Origin of the sequence: Actinoallomurus iriomotensis, from assembly GCF_030269445.1 — a bacterium.
Classification (GTDB): Bacteria; Actinomycetota; Actinomycetes; order Streptosporangiales; family Streptosporangiaceae; genus Actinoallomurus; species Actinoallomurus iriomotensis.
This window is the reverse complement of sequence record NZ_BSTJ01000007.1, coordinates 181,046-204,523: the sequence shown is the minus strand read 5'-3', so window position 1 is coordinate 204,523 and position 23,478 is coordinate 181,046. Positions and strand designations below refer to the sequence as shown.

Genomic DNA, 23,478 nt, shown 5'->3' with positions numbered 1-23,478 from the left:
GGGTGGAGCCCATGGACAGCTGGTTCGCCGAACGATCCGTTGGGCAGATGCTGCCCGGAGACCACGCCTGGTTCTCCTACTCCAGCCAGGAGGAGCAGGACTACGTCATCGGCGCGTTCCTGCGCGACGGACTCCTCACGGCGGACAAGGTCATCTACGTGACCGACGCCGACCCGCACGAGCTTCCCGGCCTACGCGGGAGCGACGGCTTCGACCTCGACTCCTACCTGCGCACCGGCCAGCTCGCCGTCCTCCCGCGCTCGGAGACCTGCCTGACGGCCGGGGTCCTGGACCCCGGCCGGATGGCCGCCTCGTTCGAGGACGCGCTGGCCCGCGCGGAGCGCGACCGGTTCCGCGGCGTTCGCATCACCGCGGACATGACCTGGGCGATCCGGCAGCGCAGCGGCCGCTTACGCGTCCTCGACTGCGAGGCGGGCGTCGACGCGGCCATCGCTCCCAGCACCACCGCGATGGCGATCTGCCAGGTCGACCGGCGTTCGTGCACACGCGACGAGCTCGCCGCACTCAAAGAGACACATGAGGTCCTCGTGGGCGCCGACCCGGAATTCGACGATGGTGTCCTCACCATCACCCGCACGTTCGCGCCGCGTGGCCTGCGATTGACCGGCGAGCTCGACGGCGCGCGGCACACGGTGTTCGCCGAAGCCCTGCACTCCGTGACGGCCCAGGGCGGCGACATCCATCTCAACCTTCGCGACCTGCGCTTCATCGACCTCGGAGCGCTGAACATGATGGCCGGCGCGGCGATACGCATGGCCAGCCGCGGCAGCCTGATCCTCGACGAGCCGCCACCCGACCTCACCGAGGTCGTCCAGCTCGTCGGCGGGCCGATGCACCCCTGGCTGAAGATCGGCACGGGGGCGCGCCCATGACGAGACTGCTCCACCGCGCCATGGTCTACGCCGACGAGCGGGCCTTCCTCGACGCCACGATCCCGTTCCTCCACGAGGGCCTGGTCGCCGGCGAGGTGGTGCTCGCCGTCGCGCCCGCCTCCTCGCTCGACCTGCTGCGCCGGACCCTCGGCACCGGCGACGTGGAGTTTCGCGACGCGGCATGCTGGTACGCCCAGCCGACGCGCACCATCGCGGCGTACAGCTCCTTCATCGACCACAACCCCGGCCGGCGCCTCCGCGTCCTCGCCGAACCCGGCTGGGAGGGCGGCACACCGGCCGAGATCTCCGAGTGGACCCGCTACGAGTCGATCGTCAACCAGGCGTTCGCGCAGGTCGACGCGTCCGTGCTGTGCCTGTACGACGCACGCGGCACGGCCGCCGACGTGCTCGACGGCGCGTTGCGCACCCATCCGGAGCTGCTCGGCGACTCCGGCCCGCACGCCAACGCGGCGTACACCGACCCGGCCACGGTGTACGCCGAGATCGACGGGCGGCCGCTGCCCCCCGTTCCCCCGGACGCGTACGCGATGCCGGTCGACGACATCGACCTGCGGCGGCTGCGCGCCTTCATCGGTGACCACGCCGGGCGCCACGGCATCTCCTCCGCCCGCCTGCACGATCTGCTCGTCGCGACGACGGAGGTCGCCACCAACGCGATCCGGCACGGCCTGCCCCCGGTCACCTGCCGCACGTGGGCGGACAACGGCGACGTCGTGGTCGACGTGACGGACGGCGGTCACTGGACGCCGGAGGGCCTGCCGGGCTTCCTGCCGCCGGACCCGTTCGTCCGCGCGGGCTTCGGCCTGTGGGGCGTCCGCATGCTGTGCCCCCTGGTCCAGCTCCGTACGGGGCCGGGCGGCACCGACATCCGCCTGCGCGTCCGCACCCGCTGACGGACGCGGGCGCGGCAGCGGCTAGATGTGGGCGCAGAGCATCTCCGCCCGCCCCCCGACCACCTTCTGCAGGCGCTTGGCGGTACGCGCGGTGTCCGGCGTGACGTCCCACCGCTGGTTGTCGGAGACGGCCGCGATCTTGACGCCCGTGCCACAGACGGCCTTCATCACCTGCTTGAAGACCTGCTCCGACGGATAGACCTCGATGTTGACCTGCTCGCCGTTGACCGTGCAGGTCACCTTCTTACCCCCTGCCACCTCGGCCGGATTGGGGCTTGCGCAGCCCAGACCGGCCTTCTTGATCTTCTGGGCGATCTGCATGGGCGTCGTGTAGCCGGTCGTGCCGGCGCCGGCCGCCGCGGGCCGGGTCGCGGCCGGAGACGTCGGGGCGCCGGTGCTCTCGCCCTTCGAGTCGCCGGAGGACGAGCCACCACAGCCCGTGGCGAGGATCGGCAGTGCGACAAGGAACGCCATCCGGCGCATGATCAATTTGGACACGATTGATTGACGCCTAAGGCAACTTTGTCGTTGTCATGCCCCTACGTCCTATTTGTAGGACTACGGAGCGGCGACTACGCGGTCGCCGACCGCTGGGCCAGGCGTTCGGCGAGGGCGCGGAACGCCTTGCCGCGGTGGCTGATGGCGTCCTTCGCCTCCGGCGACAGCTCCGCGGTCGTACGGGTCTCGTCGTCCGGGACGAAGATCGGGTCGTAGCCGAAGCCGTTCGCGCCGCGGCGTTCGCCGATGACGTGGCCGCTCAGCTGGCCTTCGACCGTTTCCTCCTCGCCCGACGGCCAGGCGACGGCGGCGACGCAGACGAAGCGGGCGCCCCGCAGCTCCGGCGCCACGTCGGCCAGCTGCCCCAGCAGCAGGTCGATGTTGGCCTCGTCGTCGCCGTGCCGGCCCGCCCAGCGGGCGGAGAAGACTCCCGGCATGCCGTTCAGCGCGTCGACGCACAGGCCGGAGTCGTCGGCGACGGCGGGCAGGCCGGTGTGCGCGGCGATCGCGCGCGCCTTCAGCAGGGCGTTGCCCTGGAACGTCAGCTCGGTCTCCGGGACGTCGGGCGCGTCCGGGTACTCGTCGAGGCCGACGACGTCGACGCCGTCGAGGATCCGGCGCAGCTCGACGACCTTGCCCTGGTTGCGGGTGGCGAGGACGACCTTCACGAGCCCAGGACCTCCTGCTGGATGCGGGTGAGCTCGGCGCAGCCGCCGGCCGCCAGGTCGAGCAGGGCGTCGAGCTCCGAACGGTCGAACGGCTGGCCCTCGGCCGTGCCCTGGACCTCGACGAAGCGGCCGTCGCCGGTGCAGACGACGTTCATGTCGGTCTCGGCCGCGACGTCCTCTTCGTAGCACAGGTCGAGCCGGGGCTCGCCGTCGATGATGCCGACGCTCACCGCGGCGACGGAACCGACGAGCGGGCTGGACTTGACCATCTTGCGGTCACGCATCCAGGCGACCGCGTCGGCCAGGGCGACGTACGCCCCGGTGATCGCGGCGGTGCGGGTGCCGCCGTCGGCCTCCAGCACGTCGCAGTCGAGCAGGATGGTGTTCTCACCGAGCGCCTTGAAGTCGACGCACGCCCGCAGGGACCGGCCGACGAGCCGGGAGATCTCGTGCGTACGGCCGCCGATCTTCCCCTTGACCGACTCGCGGTCGTTGCGCGTCGTGGTCGCGCGCGGAAGCATCGCGTACTCCGCGGTGACCCAGCCGAGTCCGGAGTCGCGGCGCCACCGGGGCACCGAGCCCTGCACCGTGGCGGCGCACAGAACGCGGGTGCCGCCGAACTCCACCAGCACCGAGCCCTCCGCATGGGTGAGCCATCCGCGACGGATGGTGACGGGGCGGAGCTGGTCGGCTGAACGATCGTCGGGACGAGCCATGTCGTTCACCCTATCGAGACCGGACCGCCGGGGGCGGCGGCCCGGCGCGATCTACAGGTCGTACACGGCTCCTTGGCTGGCCAGTTCGATGTGACCCCGGTAACCGCTGGACTTCGCCTCCGCCAGCGTGTGGCCGGGGTCGTTCCACGGGACCAGGTGGGTGAGGACGAGCCGCCCGGCGTCCGCCCGCGTGGCGTACACGCCCGCCTGCCGCGCGGTGAGGTGCAGATCGTCCGGCAGCCCTTCCCGCTCGACGAAGGACGCCTCGGCCAGCAGCAGGTCGACGCCGCGCGCCAGGTCCACGAGCGCCTCGCACTCTCCGGTGTCGCCGGTGTAGGCGAGGGCCGCGCCCTCGTACTCCACGCGGAACCCGTACGCCTCGACCGGATGGTTCACCGTCGCGGCCGTCACGGTGAACGGCCCGACGTCGAACGTCCCCGGCGCCAGCGTGCGGAAGTCGAACGCCTCCGACATACCCGGCTCGGGATCCAGGTCGTACGCGCGCGCCATCCGCTCGGCCACTCCGCCCGGCCCGTAGACCGGGATGCGTGGTTTCAGGCCGTCCGGTGCGTACTTGCGCGCCACCCAGTAACCACAGAGATCCAGGCAATGGTCCGCGTGCAGGTGAGTGAACAGAATCGCATCGATGTCATAGAGGCCGATGTGGTTCTGCAGCGCGCCGAGGGCGCCGCTGCCGAGGTCGAGCAGCAGCGCGAAGCCGCCGGCCTGGACCAGATAACACGAGGCCGGGCTGTCCGGCCCCGGAAAGCTCCCCGAACAGCCGATCACCGTAATCCGCACGTTGCCGGCCTCCTCACGTCGCCCGAGAGCAGGACGATCGGTTCCGCTGTCGCCTTCGTGCGTCATCCACCTGGATCGACGCTCCCCTCTTCCAGTGTCCCGCGGGCCGTTCTCACGCCGAGAACGTGATGCCCACCGGTGCGGATTCGACAAGCCCGATCTCCGGGCCGAGGAAGCGGCGGCCGAGTGCGCCGAACGGCGCGGGATCCCCCGTCGCGAGGAACCGGTGGCACGGTTCCGGGGAGCCCTCCGCTCTGGCCAGGCGGCGGTCGTGCAGTACCCGGTAGACGTCTTTGGCGGTCTCCTCGGCGCTGGAGACGAGGGTCACCCGGTCTCCGGCGACGTAGGAGATCACTCCGGTCAGCAAGGGGTAATGCGTGCAACCGAGGATGAGCGTGTCACAGCCCGCCTCGACAATCGGTGCCAAATACTCTCGTGCGACGCCGAGTAGTTCGTCGCCCCTGGTGATGCCCCGCTCCACGAACTCCACAAAACGCGGACAGGCGACACTTGTCAGTGTCACATGAGGCGCAGCGGCGAACGCGTCCTCATAGGCGCGACTGGTCACCGTCGCACGAGTCGCGACCAAGCCCACCTTTCCCGTACTCGTCGCACTCACCGCCGCCCGTACCGCGGGCTGGATGACCTCGATCACCGGCACCTGATAGCGCTCACGCGCGTCGCGCAGCACCGCGGAGCTGGCGCTGTTGCAGGCGATCACGAGCATTTTCACGCCTTGTTCGACAAGGTGGTCCAGCACCTCGAGGGCGTTCGCGCGCACCTCGGCGATCGGCTTCGGCCCGTACGGGAAACGCGCCGTGTCCGCGACGTACAAAAGCGGCTCGTCCGGTAGCTGGTCGAGGATCGCACGGGCGACGGTCAGCCCGCCGACGCCGCTGTCGAAGATTCCGATCGAAGCGTCAGACATGACCCCACAGGCTAGAGAACGCCGCGGGCGACGCGGCATCAATGCGCTGCATGTCACACGGGTATTTCGCCGGCCTCTCGCGACGCGTGCCCGGTCGGTGACGGTTGCGGCCCGCTCGGGCGGTCTGACGGGCCGCGCCGCCGCGAGCACGTTCGCGCCCCGGCCTCCGTGCCCGCCACCGGACATGCCTCCGACAAGGCCGACCAGGCGGCCGCCGACGCCGGCGAGCACGGCCGGCCGACCTCCAGATGGAACGACTTCCAGGACTCGTCAGGAGGGACGGCGACCGGCGCGGGCGAGCTGACGGCTCTGGGCGACCAGCCGGCCGGCCGCGTCCCGCACCTCGACCTCCTCGTCGAACCAGCCGTCATTGACCAGGCGACCGCTGCCGTACAGGGCGAGCGGTCCCGGCGCCGGTACGGCCCGCATGTGCCAGGTCAGTTCGACCGTGGGCGACCAGCCGTACCGTCCGGTGTTCAGCACGACCGGCGGGAGCGCGTCGACGGCGAGCGCCAGCAGGACGCCGTCGGGCTCGTACGGCTCCCGGAGCCGGAAGTGGGAGCGCATCTCCAGCCGGCCGCTCGGCCGGCCGTCGAGCCAGCCCATGGTGGCCGGGTCGTACCGCATGTCGATCTGGGCGGCGAACCCGTCCTTCCCGCCGCCGTCGCCGCCGAAGGTGACGCACTCCTCGATCGCCGGGAGGTGACCGGCGTCCTCGGAGTAGAGGGGTTCGGCGTCGCCGTCGAGGGCTCCGGTGGTGATCAGGGCGTCGACGATCGGGGTGTCGTCCTGGACGAGGGAGACGCGGGCGACCTCGGCCGTACGCCCGGACTTGCGCGTCTCGACGAGCACCTCGGCGGGGCCGGGCTTGGCGACCCGCAGGAAGCTCGCGGCGGTGGAGATCGGGTGCGGGCGGTCGGCGGCGTCCAGGGCGGCCCGGGCGAGGACGGCCATCAGGTAGCCGCCGTTGAGCGCCTGCTCGAACCCGAAGTCGGCGTCGAGCACGGCGGAGTAACGCCCCTCGCCCGTACGCCGTACCGCCGTCGCCTCGCCGAATCCGCCCATGCCAGCCCCCAACCGGAAAATTAGAACGATATTCGGTATGCACCATACCGGGACACCTCAGAAGGGTCACGCGCGACGACCCTCCTTCGCTCTCGGGATAGTACGAGGCGGTCCGTTCGCGTCCTGGCTTTCCAGGTGGCCGTCGGATTGGGATGGTCGACGTGGAGAATGTCCGGGCGGTGTGCCCGGCCCGGATCAGAACCGCGGGGCGATGCCGTCTGACGAGATGACGCCGGTTGATGGAGTGAGCCATCACCTGGCGGGGCTCGCGCGAGTCCTGGAGGCCGAGGACGACGCGGCCCTCGTCGTCCAGCAGCTCCTGCGGTTGGCCGAGAACGAGATACCCGGCACCGCCCATGCGGGGGCGACGATGCTGGGCCAGGACGGCGCGTCGACGCCCCTCTACACCGGCGATCTGGCGGCACGGCTGGACGCGCTGCAGTACGACGTCGGCGAGGGCCCGTGCCTGGACGCCCTGCTCACCGACATCGTGCGCGCCGACGACCTGGCCTACGAGTCACGCTGGCCGAGGTTCGCCCCGGTGGCGGTCGCGCTGGGCGTACGCTCGGTGCTGACGTACCGCCTGTCCGTACGGATCGGCACGGTGGGCGTCCTGAGCCTGTACTCCCCGAAGCCGCACGCCTTCTCCCCGGCCGCCGAACGGATCGGCACCTCGATCGCGGCCTGCGCCGCCATCGCGATGGCCACCATCGGCGAACGCACGCAACTGCGGGCCGCGCTCGAGAGCCGCGATGTCATCGGACAGGCGAAGGGCATCTTGATGGAGCGGTACAGGGTCGACGCCCAGGAAGCGTTCGCCCTGCTCAGCGCGTCGTCCCAGCACTCGAACGTCAAACTGCGCGACGTCGCCGAACGCCTGGCCAAGACCGGAGAGTTCACCCCACCCCCGACCGACCGCGACTGAGCCGACCGCCTAACCGGCCGCTCTTCTGAGCCGGGCGCCAAGAGACGGCGTCCCACAGACGCACGTACCTCCGCCGCCGACGGCGAGCACGTCACGATCGGCGATCCTTACCGGCTCTGGCGGCACCATGACCGCCGCGTGCTTCTCCGCCTACGCGGATCCGTGAACGAGATCGGGCGCTGCGGCGAAGTACCGGTGTGAGACTCCTCGGTCACCGCACGCCGCCACCCCCGACAAGGGCAAGAAGGGCTTCTTTGTTGAAACATTACGCGAGACCACTGCCGCGCCTATATGCGGTCTGTACCATACGGAAAAATTACCGGTAAAAGGAGTAATAGTTGCGTAAGATTTGGTCAGGAATGTCGGCGCTGCTGGTGGCCGGCTCGACTCTGGCAGCGGCCGTGCCGGCCCAGGCGGACACCACTCGGCCGGAAGTCATTCACACTGTGGCGTCCGACGCGATCGGCGGATTGCCCATCAAGAGCCTCGACGGAACGAAGGAGTACATCCCTCAAGCACCGGCACGCTCCAGCCTCCCGAACGCCGCCCGCACGGGCACGCCGGCGCACAGGGCCGAGAACATCTGGCCTACCGGAGCAACCGGCTACGACATCTCCTGGCCCCAGTGTCCGGCGCACAATCCCGTGTTGCCACCCGACTCCGACATCGCGGTCGTGGGAGTGAACGACGGAACTCCGTTCACCGCACTCCCCTGCATCGAACAGCAACTGGCCTGGTCACCGAACGGCGTCCATGCGCAGTACATGATTCTCGACTCGCCCATCGGTTCCACGACTGACACGGCACTCCAATACGCTTACCACGGGCCGGCCGGAAACTGCGCGTCCGACAATTACTACTGCCAGGCCTTCAACTGGGGCTGGAACGCCGCGAACTACTCGGTCCAGATCGCGACAGCCGCAGGCGCGACGAGCAATTCCTACTGGCTCGACGTCGAGCTTCCGACCGCCACCAGCATCAACCAACCCGGCCCGGACTGTTACGCGGCGAACTTCTGGACCTGCGATCCGAAGGTCAACAGCACCATAGTCGGCGCCGCGATCGCCGCTCTGACGGCACAGCACAAACAGGCGGGCATCTACTCCACGCAGTTGCAGTGGGGCAAGATCACCAACGGCTTCAAGGTCGGGCTGCCCATCTGGATCGCCGGCTGGAGCCACCCGGGCGCGACCTACTGCGATCCGGCCAACGCCTCGTCGTACTGGTTCGGGGGTGGTAAGCCCTGGCTGGTGCAGGGATTGCCCACGGACTACGACCCCGACACGGCCTGCTGACGACCTCACCGCGGCACCGGTGGTCCTTCCCATCCGTGGGAGGACCCACCGGCGCCTACGCCCAGAGTTGCCCTTCCAGGCGCTTCTCCGCCTCGTCCAGCGTGCCGTCGTACGCGCCGGTGGACAGGTACTTCCAGCCGCCGTCGGCGACCACGAAGGCGATGTCGGCGCGCTCCCCCGCCTTGACCGCCTTGGCCGCCATGCCCAGTGCCGCGTGGAGTGCGCACCCCGTCGAGATGCCCGCGAAGATGCCCTCCGCCGCCAGCAGCTCACGCGTGCGCCGCAGGGCGTCCTCCGACGTCACGGAGTACCGCGTGGTCAGCACCGACTCGTCGTACAGCTCCGGCACGAACCCCTCGTCGATGTTGCGCAGCCCGTACACCAGCTCGCCGTAGCGCGGTTCGGCCGCGACGATCGCGACGCCGGGCACCCGCTCGCGCAGGAACCGGCCCACGCCCATGAGCGTGCCCGTCGTGCCGAGGCCCGCGACGAAGTGGGTGATCGTCGGCAGGTCCTCCAGCAGCTCCGGGCCGGTGGACTCGTAGTGGGAACGCGCGTTCGCCTCGTTGCCGTACTGGTAGAGCATCACCCAGTCGGGGTGCTCGGCGGCGAGCCCCTTCGCGACGCGTACGGCCTCGTTGGAGCCGCCCGCCGCGGGTGAGGGGATGATCTCGGCGCCCCACATCTTCAGCAGCTGGGTGCGCTCGGCGGAGGTGTTCTCGGGCATGACGCACACCATGCGGTAACCGCGCAGGCGGGCGACCATGGCCAGGGAGATGCCGGTGTTGCCGGACGTGGGCTCCAGGATCGTGCAGCCCGGCGTCAGCAGCCCTTCCTTCTCCGCCTTGTTGATCATCCAGTGCGCCGGCCGGTCCTTGACGGAACCGGTCGGGTTCCGGTCCTCCAGCTTGGCCCAGAGGCGCACGTCGGCCGACGGCGACAGACTCGGCAGGCCGACCAGCGGCGTGTGGCCCAGCGAGTCGAGCAGCGAGTCGTAGCGCACGTCAGCCGCCCGCGACGGCGGGCAGCACGGTGACGGTGTCACCGTCGGACACCTTGGTCTCCAGCCCGCCCAGGAAACGCACGTCCTCGTCGTTCAGGTAGACGTTGACGAACCGGCGCAGACCCTTGTCGTCGACCAGCCGGTCGCGCAGGCCCGGGTGGCGTCCTTCCAGGTCGGTGAACAGCTCGTCGAGGGTGGCCCCGCCACCCTCGACGGCCTTCGCGCCGTCGGTGTAGTTGCGAAGAATCGTCGGAATGCGAACCTCGATCGCCATGGCGATGTGCTCCTTCGTCGTACGGTCCCCGGCAACGCACGCCAACACACGGCATCGCCCGGGGATTCCATGCCTCGGGGGAAATGCCTCAGTGACAGTCGTAGACGATCTCGGCGCGGCTGTGGCCGAACAGGAAGTTCTGCACGGGTGCGACGACACGCCCGCGTCCGCGGCGCTTCATCATCGTCGTCATCACGCTGGTCAGTTTACCGAGTCGGATTCGCCGGCCTCCACGATGGAGACCTCCTCCTCGGTGATCTCGCCGTCGACGATCCGGTACGAGCGGAACTCCGTCTCGTCGGCCTCGCGCGTGGAGACCAGGACGTAGTGGGCGTTCGGCTCGGAGGCGTAGGAGACGTCGGTACGCGAGGGGTACGCCTCCGTGGCGGTGTGGGAGTGGTAGATCACGACCGGTTCCTCGTCGCGGTCGTCCATCTCCTTCCACACCTGGAACTGCTCCATCGAGTCGAAGCGGTAGAAGGTCGGCGAGCGCTCGGCGTTCGCCATCCTGACGAAGCGCGTGGGCCGGTCGGAGCCGATCGGGCCGGCCACGACGCCGCACGCCTCGTCGGGATGGTCGGCGCGCGCGTGCGCGATGATCTGGTCAACGATGGCGCGCTCGATCATCAGCATGGGCACAGCGTAGCGACGACCCCTCAAAGGCCCGTTCACCAGAGGGCGCGTACGAGGCTTTCCTGGAGGTACGTCAGCCAGTCGTACGCGGCGTATCCGGCATTGCGCGGATCGTCCCAGTCGAAGCTCCGCATCTGGTCGAGCGTCTCCTCGGTGATGTCGAGGCGCACGCCGAGCGCCAGGCGCAGATCGTTGAGGGACCGCAGCCACGCCTGCGCCTCGTCGGGGCCGAGCACGATCTCGCCGCCCTCGCCGAGCGTCGCGAGCACCGTACGGGCCGCGGCGCGCTTGCCCTCGCGCAGCCCTGCCTCGGTGTAGCGCCGGAACTCGGCGGAGGCCTTCTGGTCCTCGCCGTAGGCGTCCGGGAACAGCCGGGCCAGCACCGGGTCGTCGGAGACCGCGGTGTTCTCCGACAGCTGGAGATCGGGCATGCCGTCGTCGGGCCGGGGGCCGGGCTCGCCGCCCTCGCCGAGAAGGTCGATGAGCTGGCCCATGAGCAGGCGCACGACGGCCGCCTCCTCCGAGCCGATGCGCAGGCGCACACCTCCGCCGCGGGCGCCGGTGAAGCCGCCGTTCATCAGACGTCCTGCTTGACGGTCGCCCACAGCCCGTAGGAGTGCAGGATCTCGCAGTCGCGCTCCATCTCCTCGCGGGTGCCGCTGGAGACGACCGCGCGCCCCTTGTGGTGCACGTCGAGCATGAGCTTCTCGGCCTTCCGCTTGGAGTAGCCGAAGACGGCCTGGAACACGTAGGTCACGTAGGACATGAGGTTGATGGGATCGTTCCACACGATCGCCACCCACGGACGGTCCGGTCGTACGTCCTCGGCGGCGTCCGGTCGACCGAGTTCGACGGGAGCCGTGGTCACTTTGGTGCCTCCTTAACGGGAGCTCCCCTCAATCATCGTGCACACCTTCACCGTAATCTGCCATTCGTGGATCTTTCGACGACGGCACTGCTGACCGACCGCTACGAACTCACCATGCTGCGCGGTGCGCTCGCCGCCGGCACCGCGGCACGCCGGGCGGTGTTCGAAGTGTTCGCGCGCCATCTCCCGGAGGGCCGCCGGTACGGCGTCGTGGCCGGGATCGGCCGCTTCCTGGAGGCCCTGGCGGCCTTCCGGTTCGACGAGTCCGCGCTGGAGTTCCTCACCTCCCATGACATCGTGGACGAGCCGACGGCCGCGTGGCTGGCCTCGTACCGGTTCTCCGGTGACATCTGGGGATACGCGGAGGGCGATCTTTACTTTCCCGGCTCGCCGATCCTCGTCGTCGAGGGGAACTTCGCCGAGGCGGTCATCCTGGAGACGCTCGCGCTGTCGATCCTGAACCACGACGCCGCGATCGCGTCCGCCGCGTCCCGCATGGTGCACGCCGCGGGCGGCCGCCCCATCATCGAGATGGGCTCGCGCCGTACGCACGAGATGGCCGGTGTCGCGTCCGCGCGGGCCGCCTACCTCGCCGGGTTCACCTCGACCTCGAACCTGGAGGCCGGCCGGTCCTACGGCGTGCCGACCGCGGGCACCAGCGCCCACGCGTTCACGCTCCTGCACGACAGCGAACGGCACGCCTTCCGCGCCCAGCTCGAGGCGCTCGGCCGCGACACCACCCTGCTGGTCGACACGTACGACGTGGCCCGTGCCGTCGCCGTGGCCGTGGAGCTGGCCGGGCCGGAGCTGGGCGCCGTACGGCTCGACAGCGGCGACCTGGCCGAGACCGCGCACGAGGTGCGTGCCCAGCTCGACTCCCTGGGCGCGTCGAAGACGCGGATCATCGTGACCGGCGACCTGGACGAGTACTCGATCGCGGGCCTGTCCGCCGCGCCCGTCGACGGGTACGGGGTCGGGACGTCGCTGGTCACGGGCTCGGGCGCGCCGACGGCGGCGCTGGTGTACAAGCTGGTGGCGCGCGAGGAGGCCGACGACGGCCTGCTGCGCCCCGTCGCCAAGCGCTCGGTCGGCAAGCCGAGCCGGGGCGGCCGCAAGTGGGCGGTCCGCCACATCGGCGAGGACGGGAAGGCCATCGCGGAGATGGTCTCCACGGCCGAACCCACGCCGGGCCCGTTCGACCGGCCGCTGCTGACGCCGCTCGTACGGGGCGGAGAGATCATCGGCCGCGAACCCCTGGCCGAAGCCCGTGCCCGCCATGAACGTGCCCTGGCCGAACTCCCCTCCCACGGGTTCCAGCTCTCCCGCGGCTACCCGGCCGTCCCGACGGAGTTCACCGGCTGACCGTCCGGGGCACTGATGTTCCGGGGCTCACGCGGGTAGCTTTCCCCGTGGGATCACTCTGGGGAGGGGCTGGTCATGAGCCGAGCGTTGATCATCGTTGATGTGCAGAACGACTTCTGTGAAGGGGGGTCGCTGGCCGTCGCCGGTGGGGCGGACGTGGCCGCTGCGATCTCCTCGTTCGTGGCCGCGCACCGCGGCGAGTACGACCACGTCGTCGCCACCCGCGACTTCCACCTCGATCCCGGCGACCACTTCGCCGAGCATCCCGACTACACCGACTCCTGGCCGCCGCACTGCGTGATCGGCACGCCGGGGGCGGACTTTCATCCGAATCTGGACCTGGCGCCGATCGAGGCCGTGTTCAGCAAGGGCGAGCGGGAGGCGGCCTACAGCGGCTTCGAGGGTGTCGCCGACGACGGCACGCCGCTCGCCGAGTGGCTGCGCAAGCACGAGGTCGACAGCGTCGACGTCGTGGGGATCGCCACCGACCACTGCGTACGGGCGACCGCGCTGGACGCCCGGGGCGCGGGGCTGTCCACCCGTGTCCTGCTCAGGATGACCGCCGGGGTGGCCCGGCCCACCACCGAGCGCGCGCTGCAGGAGCTGAGCGACGCGGGGGTGCGGCTCACCGGAGAGCCGGTCCTCGCGCCCTGATCACGTGCCGCCCGGTACGTTGCCGTCCATGTCTAACCCGATTTTGCTGCTGATGGGCGTTTCCGGCAGCGGAAAGACCACGATCGGCGCGATGCTGGCCGGCCGGCTCGGCTGGACCTACGCCGAGGCCGACGACTTCCACCCGCGCGCGAACGTGGAGAAGATGCACGCCGGGATTCCGCTGACCGACGACGACCGCCGGCCCTGGCTGGAGGCCACCGCGAGGTGGATGCGGGACCAGACCGCACCCGCCGTCGTGACCTCCTCCGCCCTCAAGCGCACGTACCGCGACCTGCTGCGGGAGGGCCGGCCGGATCTGCGCCTGGTCTACCTGGAGGGCGACAAGGAACTGATCGGCGAACGCCTGGCGGCACGGCAAGGGCACTTCTTCCCCCGGCAGCTGCTGGACAGCCAGTTCGCCGACCTCGAAGCCCCGGGGCCCGACGAGGACCCGGTCGTCGTGTCCATCGACGGCCCGCCGGACCAGGTCGTGCAGCGGATCATCGACCGGGCGGGGCTGGGCGGGGGCGCCTGACGCCCCCACGGCCTCACAGGCCGTACTCCTCCAGCAGGCGCAGCCAGATCTCGCTCACGGTCGGGAAGGCCGGGACGGCGTGCCACAGCCGGTCGAGAGGGACCTCCCCGGCGACCGCGATCGTGGCGCCGTGCAGGAGGTCGACCACCCCGGGGCCGGCGAACGTGACCCCCAGAAGCACCCGCCGGTCCTCGTCGACGACCATCTTCGCCCGGCCGGTGTAGCCCTCGGCCCGCAGGTACGCGCCCTCGACCGCGCCGATGTCGTACTCGACGGCGCGTACGGCGAAGCCGTCGGCACGGGCCCGCGCCTCGGTCCGCCCGACCGCGCAGATCTGCGGGTCGGTGAAGATCACTTGCGGCGCGCCCCGGTCGTCCGCGGTGTCGCGGAGCCCCGGCCGGTCGTCGGGCGCGCCGGTCGCACGGGCGGCGATCACGTCGCCGCACACCCGCGCCTGGTACTTGCCCATGTGGGTGAGCAGGCTGCGCCCGTTGACGTCACCGACGGCGTAGAGCCACGGCACTCCCTCCACCCGCATACTCGCGTCCACCTGGATCGGGCCCTCGGCCGCCAGGCCGATCGTGTCCAGGCCGATCGCGTGCGTGGCGGGCCGCCGGCCGGTGGCGACGAGGACCTCGTCGGCCTCGACCGACGCTCCGTCGTCGGTGTGGACGGTCACCGGGCCGTCCGGCAACGGCCGCCGGACCTCGGTGACCGAACGGCCGAGACGCACGTCGATCCCCGACTCCAGAAGCGACGCCGTCAGCAGGTCTCCGGCGAACGGCTCGGTACGGCCCAGCGGCCGGTCACCGCGTACGAGCATGGTCGTCTCGTGGGCACCGAGCGAGTGCAGGGCCTGGGACATCTCGCAGGCGACGGGACCGCCCCCGATCACTGCCAGCCGTTTCGGGACCTGCTGGACGCTGGTCGCCTCACGGTTCGTCCACGGGCGCGCCGCCGAGAGCCCCGGCACGTCCGGGATCAGCGGATCGCTGCCGGTCGCGATCACCACGGCGTGCCGCGCCCGCAGCGAACGGGTGCCGTCCGGCGCGGTCACCTCGACCCGCAGCGGCCCGGCCAGGCGTCCCCGGCCACGGACGAACGTCGCCGGCAGGTCCTCGATCCAGCTCACCTGGCCGCGGTCGTCCAGGTGGGACACGGTCCTGTCGCGACGGGCCAGCACCGCCGGCGCGTCGATCGGCCCGCGCAGCTGCAGCCCCGGCATCCGCTCCACCTCGGCCGCCAGCTCCATCGGCCGGAGCAGGGCCTTGCTGGGGACACAGGCGTAGTACGCGCACTCGCCGCCCGCCAGGCGTTCCTCGACGACGGCCGCCGTCAGGCCGCCCCGTACGACCCGTGCGGCCGCGATCTCCCCGACCGGCCCCGCGCCGATCACCACCACGTCGAAGACGTCCTCGCCCGTCATCGCTTCCCCTGACGTCGTCCCAGGTCAACACACCTGAGTCTCCCCCGCCGGACCGTACGGGACGCGTCCGGTCCACCGTGCGTACCGGACCGCACGGGAGGCGGGTGTTCGCCGTCATCGGCCACGCCCGCCTCCGGCCGGACTTACTCGGCTAGTCCTTGGTGCGGGGGGTCGGGCGGGCGGCCCATTCGCGGATCTTGGCGATGCGCTTCTGGACGTCCTCGGTGCTGGCCTGGGCCGACGGGGGGCCGCCGCAGGTGCGGCGGAGTTCGGCGTGGATCACGCCGTGGGGCTGGCCGGTGCGGTGGTGCCAGGCGCCGACCAGGTTGTTCAGCTCCTTGCGCAGCGCGTGGAGGTCTTCGGCGGTCGTGCGGTCGTCCTTCTTCTCCGCCTTCGCGCCGTTCTTGCGCTGGGCGGCCAGCTGCTCGGCCTGCCGCTGCTTCAGCAGGCTCGCGACCTGGTCGGGTTCGAGCAGGCCCGGGATGCCCAGGAAGTCCTCCTCTTCGGCCGAGCCCGGCGCGCCGCCCATGCCGAACTCGCCGCCGTCGAAGACGACCCGGTCGAAGTGGGCCGACGCCTCGACGGTCTCGAAGGGGAGCTCCTCGCCGACGTCGGGGTTGTCGCGTTTGCGGTTGGCCTCGGCGAGCAGGTCGTCGTCCAGGCCGTCCTCACGCTTGGGACGGTCGAGAACGTGGTCGCGCTCGGTCTCCATCTCCGCGGCGTGGCCCATGAGGGTCGGTACCGACGGCAGGAACACCGAGGCGGTCTCACCACGCCGCCGCGCACGGACGAAACGCCCGATCGCCTGGGCGAAGAACAGCGGGGTCGAGGTGGAGGTGGCGTAGACGCCGACGGCGAGGCGCGGGATGTCGACGCCCTCGGAGACCATGCGCACGGCGACCATCCAGCGGTCCTCGGACTCGCTGAACTGCTTGATCTTCCGGCTCGCCGACGGATCGTCGGACAGCACCACGGTGGCCCCGGCGCCGGTCACGTTGCGGATCATCTTGGCGTACGCCCGCGCGGTCTCGTGATCGCTCGCGATGATCAGGCCGCCCGCGTCGGGCACGCCGCGGCGCACCTCGGTCAGCCGGCGGTCGGCGGCGGCGATCACCTGCTGGATCCATTCGCCCTTCGGGTCGAGCGCGGCGCGCCACGCCTGGGACATCTGGTCCTGCGTCAGCGGCTGGCCGAGCGTCGCGGTGATCTCGTCGCCGGCGCGGGTGCGCCAGCGCATCTCCCCCGCGTACGCCAGGAAGATCACCGGCCGGACCACCCCGTCGGCCAGTGCCGGGCCGTAGCCGTAGGTGTAGTCGGCGCGGCTGCGGCGGACGCCGCCGACCTCCTCGTACGTGACGAAGGGGATCGGGTTGATGTCGGTGCGGAACGGCGTGCCGCTGAGCGCGAGCCGCCGCGCGGCCGGCTCGAACGCCTCTCGGATCGCGTCACCCCACGACTTGCCGTCGCCCGCGTGATGGACCTCGTCCATGATCACGAGGGTGCGGCGGTCCTCCGTGCGGTTGCGGTGCAGCGCCGGGTGGGCGGCGACCTGGGCGTAGGTGACGGCGACGCCGACGAAGTCCTTGGCCGTACGGCCGTGCGCGTTCTTGAACTCCGGGTCGATCTTGATGCCGACGCGCCCGGCCGACTCGGCCCACTGGCGCTTCAGGTGCTCGGTCGGGCAGATGATGGTGATCCGGTCGACCACCCGGCGCCCCATCAGCTCGGCCGCCAGCCGCAGCGCGAAGGTCGTCTTGCCCGCGCCGGGCGTCGCGACGGCGAGGTAGTCACGGGGCTCGGTCCGGAAGTATTCCTCCAGCGCTCCCTGCTGCCAGGCGCGCAGGGCCGGGGCGGTGCCCCAGGGCGCCCGCCCGGGCAGCGCGGGAGGGGTGTCGGATGCGGCGAACGTGCTCACGGTGAAGAGAGGCTACCCGTAAGCACTGACAGGACGTGCCGAGCGTGATGCGATCCACAGGATCCCGCGCGGCACGTGTTAGGCACTGTGGCGAGCCGGCGGCTCCGCCGCGGATTGCGCGATGAAGCCGTCGGCAGCCGGACCCGGCAGGGCTACGACAGGCCGTCGAGCCACTGCGTGATCGCCGCGTCGGCCTCGGGCGCGGAGCGGTGAAGCTGCAAGTCGTGGCCGCTGTTCCGGGCGACGACGACGCGCAGACGCGCCTCGGGCCGGTAGTAGGGCTTCTCGGCGGCCAGGATGCTCGCGGGGGTGCAGTCGTGGCCGACCGGCGGCCCGCAGAACGCGCCGTCGTGGTCGCCCATGACCAGGAGCGTCGGCACGGTGATCGAGCGAGTGAGCGTCACCAGGGGTGGCAGCTCGACGGCCGTGATCTGGGCGAGTTCCGGCACGGAGATGGTCTGCTTGAGCCGTTCGTCCTCGTCGATGACCGCCTGGTCGACGCCCGGCCGGTAGTAGAAGGTGTCGCCTCGTGTCCCCGGAAGCGAGGTCAGATAACCGGGGTCCAGGATCTTGCCCCGGAACTTGTCATCGACGATCGCCGGGCCGAGGAGATTCGCGAGCTTCGTCGCGAAGGTGAGATTCACGTTGTGGAGCGCCCCCGTGAGCACGAACGCGTCGACGTCGTGGTACTTGTGGGCCTCGAACCAGGCGGTGAGCGAGCCCATCGAGTGCCCGACCCAAACGACGCGGGAGAACGGACGGCCGCCGACGCCTCCGTCACGGAGCTTGGCGATCACCTGGTGCATCGCCTCGGCTCCGTTCTCGAACGTGTCCGACACGCCGGGCGGACGGGAGCTCTCACCGTCTCCGAGCCGGTCGACGTTGAACGTGGGATACCCGGCCTTCAGCGCCTTGTCGACGTATGAGTAGCGCCCGGGGTCCTGGGGCCAGTCGAAGTAGTTGTGGTCGTACGTGCCACCGTGCACCAGCAGTTGCACGGTCCGCGCCCTGCCTCCGGCGCCCTCCGGGACACACAGCTCTCCGTAGATGCGCGCACGACCCACAGCCGGAATGGAGACCGGCACCTGTGTCGCGTGACAGCTCGCACCGGAATGCCTTGTGACAGCATTCGCCACCGTCGCATAACAGGACATAACGCAACAAATTGCTAGCGCGACAGTAATGCGACCGAACATGGCGCTGCTCCCTGATCAACTTCGGGCAGCGCACACGCTAGCGGACGTTTCCTTCTAAATGGAGAGCCAAAACCTTATTTTCGGACCTGGGCGTTGGTGCGGGCCTGGCGGAGCAGGGGCGAGCCGGCCGGTCCGGCGCGGTAGGCCGCCCACATCGCGCGGATGCGCAGGCCCTGGCCCGGCGTGAACGAGGTCATGCACGGGTCCCAGGCGTAGTCCATGAAGTTGTGCACCGGATCGCTGCCGGGCTGCGGGCAGGTGTCCTTGAACGAGGGGCAGCCCGTGGTCGGCGTGCTCTCGTACGGAGTGTCGTCCACGCCGTCGCCGGGCGGGACGCAGCCGTTCTCGAACGGGTGGAACAGGCCGAGCCAGTGCCCGATCTCGTGCACCGCCGTGTAACCGCGGTTGAAGTGCGCGAACGATCCCCCGGGGACGCTGCGGTAGTCGACGACCACGGCGTCCAGCCCGGGCCGCGAGCGGTACGCCTGGGGGAACGAGGAGAAGCCGAGAACCTCCGAGCCGACCTCGGCGGTGAAGAGGTTCAGCGTGCCGGGGCCGCCCTTGACGAGCGCGCCCAGCATCGGGCCCTGGAGCTCGTGCGGGCGTTCGAACCAGTCGGCGTTGCTCACGGCGTCGGCGCTGATGAGCCGGAACGACACCCCCGTGTCGGCGCCGCCCGTGGCGCCCCCGTACGCGGCGTTGAGGCCGCGGATCTGCTGGTCGATGGTGGCCGTGGTCAGCCGGCCGTTCCGCCCGTCGGTGATGACGTGGAAGCGGACCGGGACGACGAGGCGGCCCGCGAGCCGCCGGCCGGCCTCCAGCTGCCGCTCGTCGGCGACCCCGTACCTGCGGCGCAGAGTCTCGGTGAAGTCGCGCAGCATCGCCTTGACCTGCGACGGCGACAGGCCGTCGTCGTCACGCGGACGGCTGGTGCGGAGCGTGGCCGCGGCGGCGCGCCGCAGGCAGGACACTCCGCGGGCCGCGGGCGCGCAGCTGCTCGCGGGCACTGTGGCGCACGACGCGAGAACGACTCCGAACAGGCCCCACAGGACTCTCCGTCTCATGGATTCCCCCTGAGACGGAGAGGCTAGGACCTCGGCTCGGCGCGGAGCGCCCGACGCGCGGATCCGTCAAGCCGATTTGACGCTCACTCGTCGTCGTCGCCGGACATCGACTCGTAGATCTCCTTGCATTCCGGGCAGACCGGGTACTTCTTCGGGTCGCGGTTCGGCACCCAGACCTTGCCGCAGAGCGCGATCACGGGTGTGCCGCTGACGGCACTCTCCATGATCTTGTCCTTCTGCACGTAGTGCGCGAAACGCTCGTGACCGCCGTCGCCGTGGGAGAGGTCCGGCCGGGTGTCGCTCTCAGGAAGGATCTTCGTACTCACGGGCTCAGTTTAGTGACGGATCCTCGGGAAACGTCGCGACGAACGCCAGATCCCCGCCCTGTCGCCGCAGGACGTCCTGCCACAGACGCCCCGGATCGTCGCGGAACGCGTCCCCCGACTCCGCCGGCACGACGTACCAGGCGCCCTCTTCGACCTCTGACCGGAGCTGGCCAACCCCCCATCCGGCATACCCGGCGAAAACCCGCAGCTTCGTGACCTCGGTGGCGAGCAGCTCCGGCGGCGCGTCCAGATCGACGAGGCCGACGCGCGCCACCGCGGGGCTGCCGTTCAGCGCACGCCAGCCCAGAGGCTCGTCGGTGCCGGGGATGTGCGCGAGCGCCAGCGCGCTGTCGAGCGCGACGGGTCCGCCCTGGAACACCACCGACGGGCCCGTCACCAGCTCCGACCAGGGTGGGAGGACCTGTTCGACGGGCACCTCCGTGGGTCTGTTCAGCACGACCCCCAGCGTGCCGCCCTCCTCCTCGTGCTCCACGAGAAGGACCACGGTGCGCCGGAAGTTCGGGTCGGCCAGCTTTGGAGTAGCGACGAGCAGCCGGCCCGCGATTATCCCGTCGTCCATGACTCAATCATCCTGTGCCGGGGCCCGCATGCGAACAGTGCACGGCCGAGTACGTCGGTTACGCGCCCTCACCCCTTGGGTAATCGGCAGAATACGGGCCTAGATCACAAACTAGATCACGAAGGTGTGCCCCCCACCTACGGAGGACCCCGATGCAGCTTTCCAGGGTCGCCATCGCGGCCGTGTTCTTTGTCGTCGGGGCGCTCATCATCATCCCGATGCTGTTGGGCGGCTCCTCACCCTCACAGCTGACGAGCGCCACCCCCTCACCCAACGTCTCGGCGTCACCTTCGGCCTCTCACTCCAGGTCCGCCAAGCCGTCCCACACGCCCACGCACCGCCCCTCTCCGACGCGGGCGAGCCGGACCCCGAGCAAGCACCCGGTCACGCCGGCCCCGACGCCGTCGGTGACGCCCCAGGCGCCGCTGAAGGTCGCCATCGGCACCGTCCGGTGCCCGGGTCGCAGCGTGCTGGTGTCGGTGACCAACAGCGGCAAGGCCATCGAGGACTACACCATCACCACCGACGGCTCGATCTCGGTGGCCGACCGCATCCCGGCGGGCGCCACCCGCAAGTCCACCTTGACCATCAAGGAGGACCACGCCACCACGATCGCCGTGACCTGGCACAACGTCCCGGTCAAGAGCCTCGACCGTACGGCGCACTGTGCCCGCAACACGCCGGGCCACACGCTGCCGCACACGGGCCCGGACAGCGGAATGATCATCGCCAGGGTCGCGACCGGCGTCGCCGCGATGCTGACCGGCCTGATCATCTTCTGGTACGGCCGCGTGTGGCCGGGCCGCAAGGACAAGATGTTCGGCGACAACTGACCTCCTCCGGCCCCTGAAGGGCCGGGATCCCTCACCCCCCGGGCGCACGCGTCCGGGGGGTTGCTCCTTTTCCGCACTGGGCCGGTGGCTCCTGCCTGCGCTCGGCGAGCCGTCTCCACCGTTGGGCCGATTCCCCGCCTTGACGCGATCTCAAGGCGATCGCTACCGTTTTACTAACATCATAGTGAAAGGGGATGAGCGTGTTCCAGTTCCGATTGGACGGCTCGAGCGGCGTCCCGCCCTATCTCCAGCTCGTGCAGCAGGTACGACAGGGGCTGCTCCTGGGCCATCTGCGCTCCGGGGACCAACTGCCCACCGTGAAGGAGGTGGTCGCCTCCCTGGCGATCAATCCGAACACCGTGGTGAAGGCCTATCGCCAGCTGGAGCACGAGGGGATGGTGAACGCCCGGCCGGGCCAGGGCACCTTCATCACCGCCTCGATCGAGCCGGTCGCCCCGGGACCCTACGCCCGGTTGCGTCACTCGCTCGAGCAGTGGGTCCGCGATGCCCATGCCGCCGGGCTGGACGACGAGACGGTCACGGCCATGTTCGCCTCCGTCCACAGCGAGTTGCGGACGGAGGGGGCGGCATGAGCACCGCGCTGGAGACCAGGGACCTGGGCATGCGCTACGGCCGGAAGTGGGCGTTGCGGGGCTGCTCCTTGCGGCTGCCCACCGGCTCGGTGATCGCCTTGGTCGGCCCGAACGGCGCCGGGAAGACCACGCTGCTGCAACTGATCACCGGTCTGCTGCGCCCGACGGAGGGAACGGTCGAGGTCCTCGGCCGGGACGCCCGTACCGGCTCGGCCGAGGCACTGGCCCAGGTGGGCTTCGTCGCCCAGGAACACCCGCTCTACCGGGGCATGTCCGTAGCGGACCTGCTGCGAATGGGACGCTCGCTCAACCTGCGCTGGGACCGGCCGATGGCCGAGCGACGACTGGCCGACGTCGGCATTCCCCTGACCCAACGCGCCGGAGCGCTGTCCGGCGGCCAGCAGGCCCAGGTCGCCCTGGCACTGGCCCTGGCCAAACGTCCCGCGCTGCTGGTGCTGGACGAGCCGCTGGCCAACCTGGACCCGATCGCTCGCCGCGACTTCATGCGCACGGTGATGGTCGCCGTCGCCGAGGACGAGGTCACCGTCCTGCTGTCCTCCCATGTGATCGCCGATCTGCAGGCCGTCTGCGACCAACTGGTGCTCCTCAAGGACGGCAGCCTTCAGCTCGCCGGCGCGATCGACGACGTCCTGGCCGGTCACCGGATTCTCACCGGACCGCGCACTGACGCCGAACCGCCGGTTCCCGGGCTCGTCCGCGCCACCCACAGCGACCGTCACACCGACCTGCTGGTCCGCACCGGAACCGACCGGCCCGAATTCCATCCGGCCTGGCGATCCCACCCGGTCGGCCTGGAGGAGCTCATCCTCGCCTACCTCGAACAACCGACGGAGATCGCCCGATGATCTGGCTCACCTGGCGGCAGCACCGCGTTCAGGCGTTCGCCGGCCTGGCCCTGATCGGCCTCGCCGCCCTGGTCTTCCTGCCGTACGGCCACGCGATCCGCGGCGCCTATGACCAGCACGGCGTTGGACCGTGCCTGGTCCACGGCACCGGCGGTGACGACTGTCAGTCGGCCATGTCCGCGTTCATGAGCCGGTTCAACGGCATCGCCAACCACCTGCTGACCTGGTTCACTCCGATACCTGGCCTGATCGGCGCGGTCGTCGGCGGGAGCCTGCTCGGCCGCGAGTATGAGCATGGCACCTGGCGCCTTGCCTGGACCCAGGCCGTACCCCGGACGCGATGGCTGACGGCCAAGGTCCTGCTCGTCGGTCTCGGAATCGTGACGATCACCGCGAGCCTCAGCGCCGTCTTCGGCTGGTTCCGCGCCCCGATAGACAACGTGTCCAGCAGATTCTCCTCGGGAGCGTTCGATCTTGAAGGGCTTTCGCTCACCGGATACACGCTTTTCGCTTTCGCGGCGGGCGTCCTGGCCGGGCAACTGTTCCGCCGTACGGTACCGGCGATGGTCGCGGCATTCGCCGCGTTCATGGCGCTACGTCTTCCGGTGGAATTCTGGCTGCGGTAGCGGTACCAGCCGCCGGCGACC

28 protein-coding genes are annotated in these 23,478 nt (G+C 70.3%); 11 read left to right on the top strand and 17 right to left on the bottom strand.

From position 1 onward, the window contains the following. The first annotated feature begins 11 nt into the window (after positions 1 to 11). Together QSK37_RS27640 and QSK37_RS27635 are read left to right on the top strand one after the other, a co-directional pair. Positions 12 to 893 carry an MEDS domain-containing protein gene (locus tag QSK37_RS27640; protein ID WP_285626588.1) on the top strand — a complete coding sequence of 294 codons (882 nt, stop codon included), beginning with the start codon at positions 12 to 14 and terminating at the stop codon, positions 891 to 893. Beyond that, entirely contained in the window at positions 890 to 1,807 is a 918-nt protein-coding gene (locus tag QSK37_RS27635; protein WP_285626587.1) for a sensor histidine kinase, read from the top strand. Before QSK37_RS27640 ends, QSK37_RS27635 begins: the two co-directional genes overlap by 4 nt. A 21-nt stretch (positions 1,808 to 1,828) precedes the next feature. On the opposite strand, the gene QSK37_RS27630 is transcribed toward QSK37_RS27635, so the two are convergent. From QSK37_RS27630 to QSK37_RS27605, 6 genes are all read right to left on the bottom strand, one after another. Next, positions 1,829 to 2,281 carry a hypothetical protein gene (locus tag QSK37_RS27630; protein WP_285626584.1) on the bottom strand — a complete coding sequence of 151 codons (453 nt, stop codon included), beginning with the start codon at positions 2,279 to 2,281 and terminating at the stop codon, positions 1,829 to 1,831. A gap of 98 nt (positions 2,282 to 2,379) precedes the next feature. Then, positions 2,380 to 2,973, bottom strand: coding sequence for an RdgB/HAM1 family non-canonical purine NTP pyrophosphatase (gene rdgB, locus QSK37_RS27625; protein WP_285626582.1), 594 nt, complete (start codon positions 2,971 to 2,973; stop codon positions 2,380 to 2,382). Continuing rightward, positions 2,970 to 3,689 carry a ribonuclease PH gene (gene rph / locus QSK37_RS27620; protein ID WP_285626579.1) on the bottom strand — a complete coding sequence of 240 codons (720 nt, stop codon included), beginning with the start codon at positions 3,687 to 3,689 and terminating at the stop codon, positions 2,970 to 2,972. The genes rdgB and rph overlap by 4 nt, the downstream gene beginning before the upstream one ends. 51 nt (positions 3,690 to 3,740) lie before the next feature. Further along, positions 3,741 to 4,490 (bottom strand): MBL fold metallo-hydrolase, encoded by a 750-nt coding sequence (locus tag QSK37_RS27615; RefSeq protein ID WP_285626576.1) that lies wholly within the window; start codon positions 4,488 to 4,490, stop codon positions 3,741 to 3,743. Positions 4,491 to 4,602: 112 nt separating this feature from the next. Continuing rightward, positions 4,603 to 5,418 (bottom strand): glutamate racemase, encoded by an 816-nt coding sequence (gene murI / locus QSK37_RS27610; protein ID WP_285626573.1) that lies wholly within the window; start codon positions 5,416 to 5,418, stop codon positions 4,603 to 4,605. 270 nt (positions 5,419 to 5,688) lie between these two features. Then, positions 5,689 to 6,483, bottom strand: a complete 795-nt coding sequence (locus QSK37_RS27605; RefSeq protein WP_285626570.1) for a thioesterase family protein — start codon at positions 6,481 to 6,483, stop codon at positions 5,689 to 5,691. A 226-nt stretch (positions 6,484 to 6,709) separates the two neighbouring features. On the opposite strand from QSK37_RS27605, the gene QSK37_RS27600 reads away from it, so the two are divergent. Next, positions 6,710 to 7,408, top strand: coding sequence for a GAF and ANTAR domain-containing protein (locus QSK37_RS27600; RefSeq protein WP_285626568.1), 699 nt, complete (start codon positions 6,710 to 6,712; stop codon positions 7,406 to 7,408). Positions 7,409 to 7,767: 359 nt separating this feature from the next. After that, a complete protein-coding gene (locus tag QSK37_RS27595; protein WP_285626566.1) occupies positions 7,768 to 8,703 on the top strand; it encodes a glycoside hydrolase family 25 domain-containing protein in 936 nt (311 codons plus the stop codon). Positions 8,704 to 8,758: 55 nt separating this feature from the next. Here the strand turns inward: QSK37_RS27595 and QSK37_RS27590 are convergent, their stop codons facing one another. From QSK37_RS27590 to clpS, 5 genes are all read right to left on the bottom strand, one after another. Then, on the bottom strand, positions 8,759 to 9,706 hold the full coding sequence (locus tag QSK37_RS27590) for a PLP-dependent cysteine synthase family protein (RefSeq protein ID WP_285580005.1): 948 nt from the start codon (positions 9,704 to 9,706) through the stop codon (positions 8,759 to 8,761). Position 9,707: 1 nt separating this feature from the next. Beyond that, complete coding sequence (locus QSK37_RS27585; RefSeq protein ID WP_285579779.1) at positions 9,708 to 9,980, bottom strand: MoaD/ThiS family protein; 273 nt, start codon at positions 9,978 to 9,980, stop codon at positions 9,708 to 9,710. A 201-nt stretch (positions 9,981 to 10,181) separates the two neighbouring features. Then, positions 10,182 to 10,613: a M67 family metallopeptidase gene (locus QSK37_RS27580; protein ID WP_285579777.1), complete on the bottom strand. Its 432-nt coding sequence runs from the start codon at positions 10,611 to 10,613 to the stop codon at positions 10,182 to 10,184. A 35-nt stretch (positions 10,614 to 10,648) separates the two neighbouring features. After that, positions 10,649 to 11,191, bottom strand: a complete 543-nt coding sequence (locus tag QSK37_RS27575) for a DUF2017 domain-containing protein (RefSeq protein WP_285626563.1) — start codon at positions 11,189 to 11,191, stop codon at positions 10,649 to 10,651. Then, on the bottom strand, positions 11,191 to 11,481 hold the full coding sequence (clpS, locus tag QSK37_RS27570; RefSeq protein WP_285579775.1) for an ATP-dependent Clp protease adapter ClpS: 291 nt from the start codon (positions 11,479 to 11,481) through the stop codon (positions 11,191 to 11,193). Before clpS ends, QSK37_RS27575 begins: the two co-directional genes overlap by 1 nt. Before the next feature lie 66 nt (positions 11,482 to 11,547). On the opposite strand from clpS, the gene QSK37_RS27565 reads away from it, so the two are divergent. The 3 genes from QSK37_RS27565 to QSK37_RS27555 all read left to right on the top strand — a co-directional run bounded on the left by QSK37_RS27565 (position 11,548) and on the right by QSK37_RS27555 (position 14,032). Then, the gene (locus QSK37_RS27565) at positions 11,548 to 12,843 is read left to right on the top strand and encodes a nicotinate phosphoribosyltransferase (protein ID WP_285626561.1); all 1,296 of its coding nucleotides are present in this window, start codon (positions 11,548 to 11,550) and stop codon (positions 12,841 to 12,843) included. Between the two features lie 75 nt (positions 12,844 to 12,918). Next, entirely contained in the window at positions 12,919 to 13,497 is a 579-nt protein-coding gene (locus QSK37_RS27560; RefSeq protein ID WP_285579772.1) for an isochorismatase family protein, read from the top strand. 28 nt (positions 13,498 to 13,525) lie between these two features. Next, positions 13,526 to 14,032, top strand: coding sequence for a gluconokinase (locus QSK37_RS27555; protein WP_285626559.1), 507 nt, complete (start codon positions 13,526 to 13,528; stop codon positions 14,030 to 14,032). Between the two features lie 13 nt (positions 14,033 to 14,045). Here QSK37_RS27555 and QSK37_RS27550 read toward each other — a convergent pair whose 3' ends face one another. The 6 genes from QSK37_RS27550 to QSK37_RS27525 all read right to left on the bottom strand — a co-directional run bounded on the left by QSK37_RS27550 (position 14,046) and on the right by QSK37_RS27525 (position 20,539). Further along, a complete protein-coding gene (locus QSK37_RS27550; RefSeq protein ID WP_285626556.1) occupies positions 14,046 to 15,458 on the bottom strand; it encodes a dihydrolipoyl dehydrogenase family protein in 1,413 nt (470 codons plus the stop codon). Positions 15,459 to 15,609: 151 nt separating this feature from the next. Continuing rightward, positions 15,610 to 17,373: a DEAD/DEAH box helicase gene (locus QSK37_RS27545; RefSeq protein WP_285626553.1), complete on the bottom strand. Its 1,764-nt coding sequence runs from the start codon at positions 17,371 to 17,373 to the stop codon at positions 15,610 to 15,612. Between the two features lie 152 nt (positions 17,374 to 17,525). Then, positions 17,526 to 18,371, bottom strand: a complete 846-nt coding sequence (locus tag QSK37_RS27540; protein WP_285626550.1) for an alpha/beta hydrolase — start codon at positions 18,369 to 18,371, stop codon at positions 17,526 to 17,528. Between the two features lie 272 nt (positions 18,372 to 18,643). Further along, positions 18,644 to 19,633, bottom strand: coding sequence for a zinc metalloprotease (locus QSK37_RS27535; RefSeq protein ID WP_285626547.1), 990 nt, complete (start codon positions 19,631 to 19,633; stop codon positions 18,644 to 18,646). An 83-nt stretch (positions 19,634 to 19,716) separates the two neighbouring features. Next, positions 19,717 to 19,959 carry a DUF3039 domain-containing protein gene (locus QSK37_RS27530; protein WP_285579764.1) on the bottom strand — a complete coding sequence of 81 codons (243 nt, stop codon included), beginning with the start codon at positions 19,957 to 19,959 and terminating at the stop codon, positions 19,717 to 19,719. A gap of 4 nt (positions 19,960 to 19,963) precedes the next feature. After that, positions 19,964 to 20,539 carry a YqgE/AlgH family protein gene (locus tag QSK37_RS27525; RefSeq protein ID WP_285579763.1) on the bottom strand — a complete coding sequence of 192 codons (576 nt, stop codon included), beginning with the start codon at positions 20,537 to 20,539 and terminating at the stop codon, positions 19,964 to 19,966. A gap of 152 nt (positions 20,540 to 20,691) precedes the next feature. Here QSK37_RS27525 and QSK37_RS27520 point away from each other — a divergent pair, with 152 nt between their 5' ends. The 4 genes from QSK37_RS27520 (at position 20,692) to QSK37_RS27505 (ending at position 23,457) form a co-directional block, all read left to right on the top strand. Next, positions 20,692 to 21,372 carry a hypothetical protein gene (locus QSK37_RS27520; protein WP_285626545.1) on the top strand — a complete coding sequence of 227 codons (681 nt, stop codon included), beginning with the start codon at positions 20,692 to 20,694 and terminating at the stop codon, positions 21,370 to 21,372. 194 nt (positions 21,373 to 21,566) lie between these two features. Continuing rightward, positions 21,567 to 21,965, top strand: coding sequence for a GntR family transcriptional regulator (locus QSK37_RS27515; RefSeq protein WP_349497995.1), 399 nt, complete (start codon positions 21,567 to 21,569; stop codon positions 21,963 to 21,965). Then, positions 21,962 to 22,831: an ABC transporter ATP-binding protein gene (locus QSK37_RS27510; protein WP_285626543.1), complete on the top strand. Its 870-nt coding sequence runs from the start codon at positions 21,962 to 21,964 to the stop codon at positions 22,829 to 22,831. Before QSK37_RS27515 ends, QSK37_RS27510 begins: the two co-directional genes overlap by 4 nt. Further along, a complete protein-coding gene (locus QSK37_RS27505; RefSeq protein ID WP_285626541.1) occupies positions 22,828 to 23,457 on the top strand; it encodes an ABC-2 membrane transporter-related protein in 630 nt (209 codons plus the stop codon). Before QSK37_RS27510 ends, QSK37_RS27505 begins: the two co-directional genes overlap by 4 nt. The last annotated feature ends 21 nt before the right edge of the window (positions 23,458 to 23,478 follow it).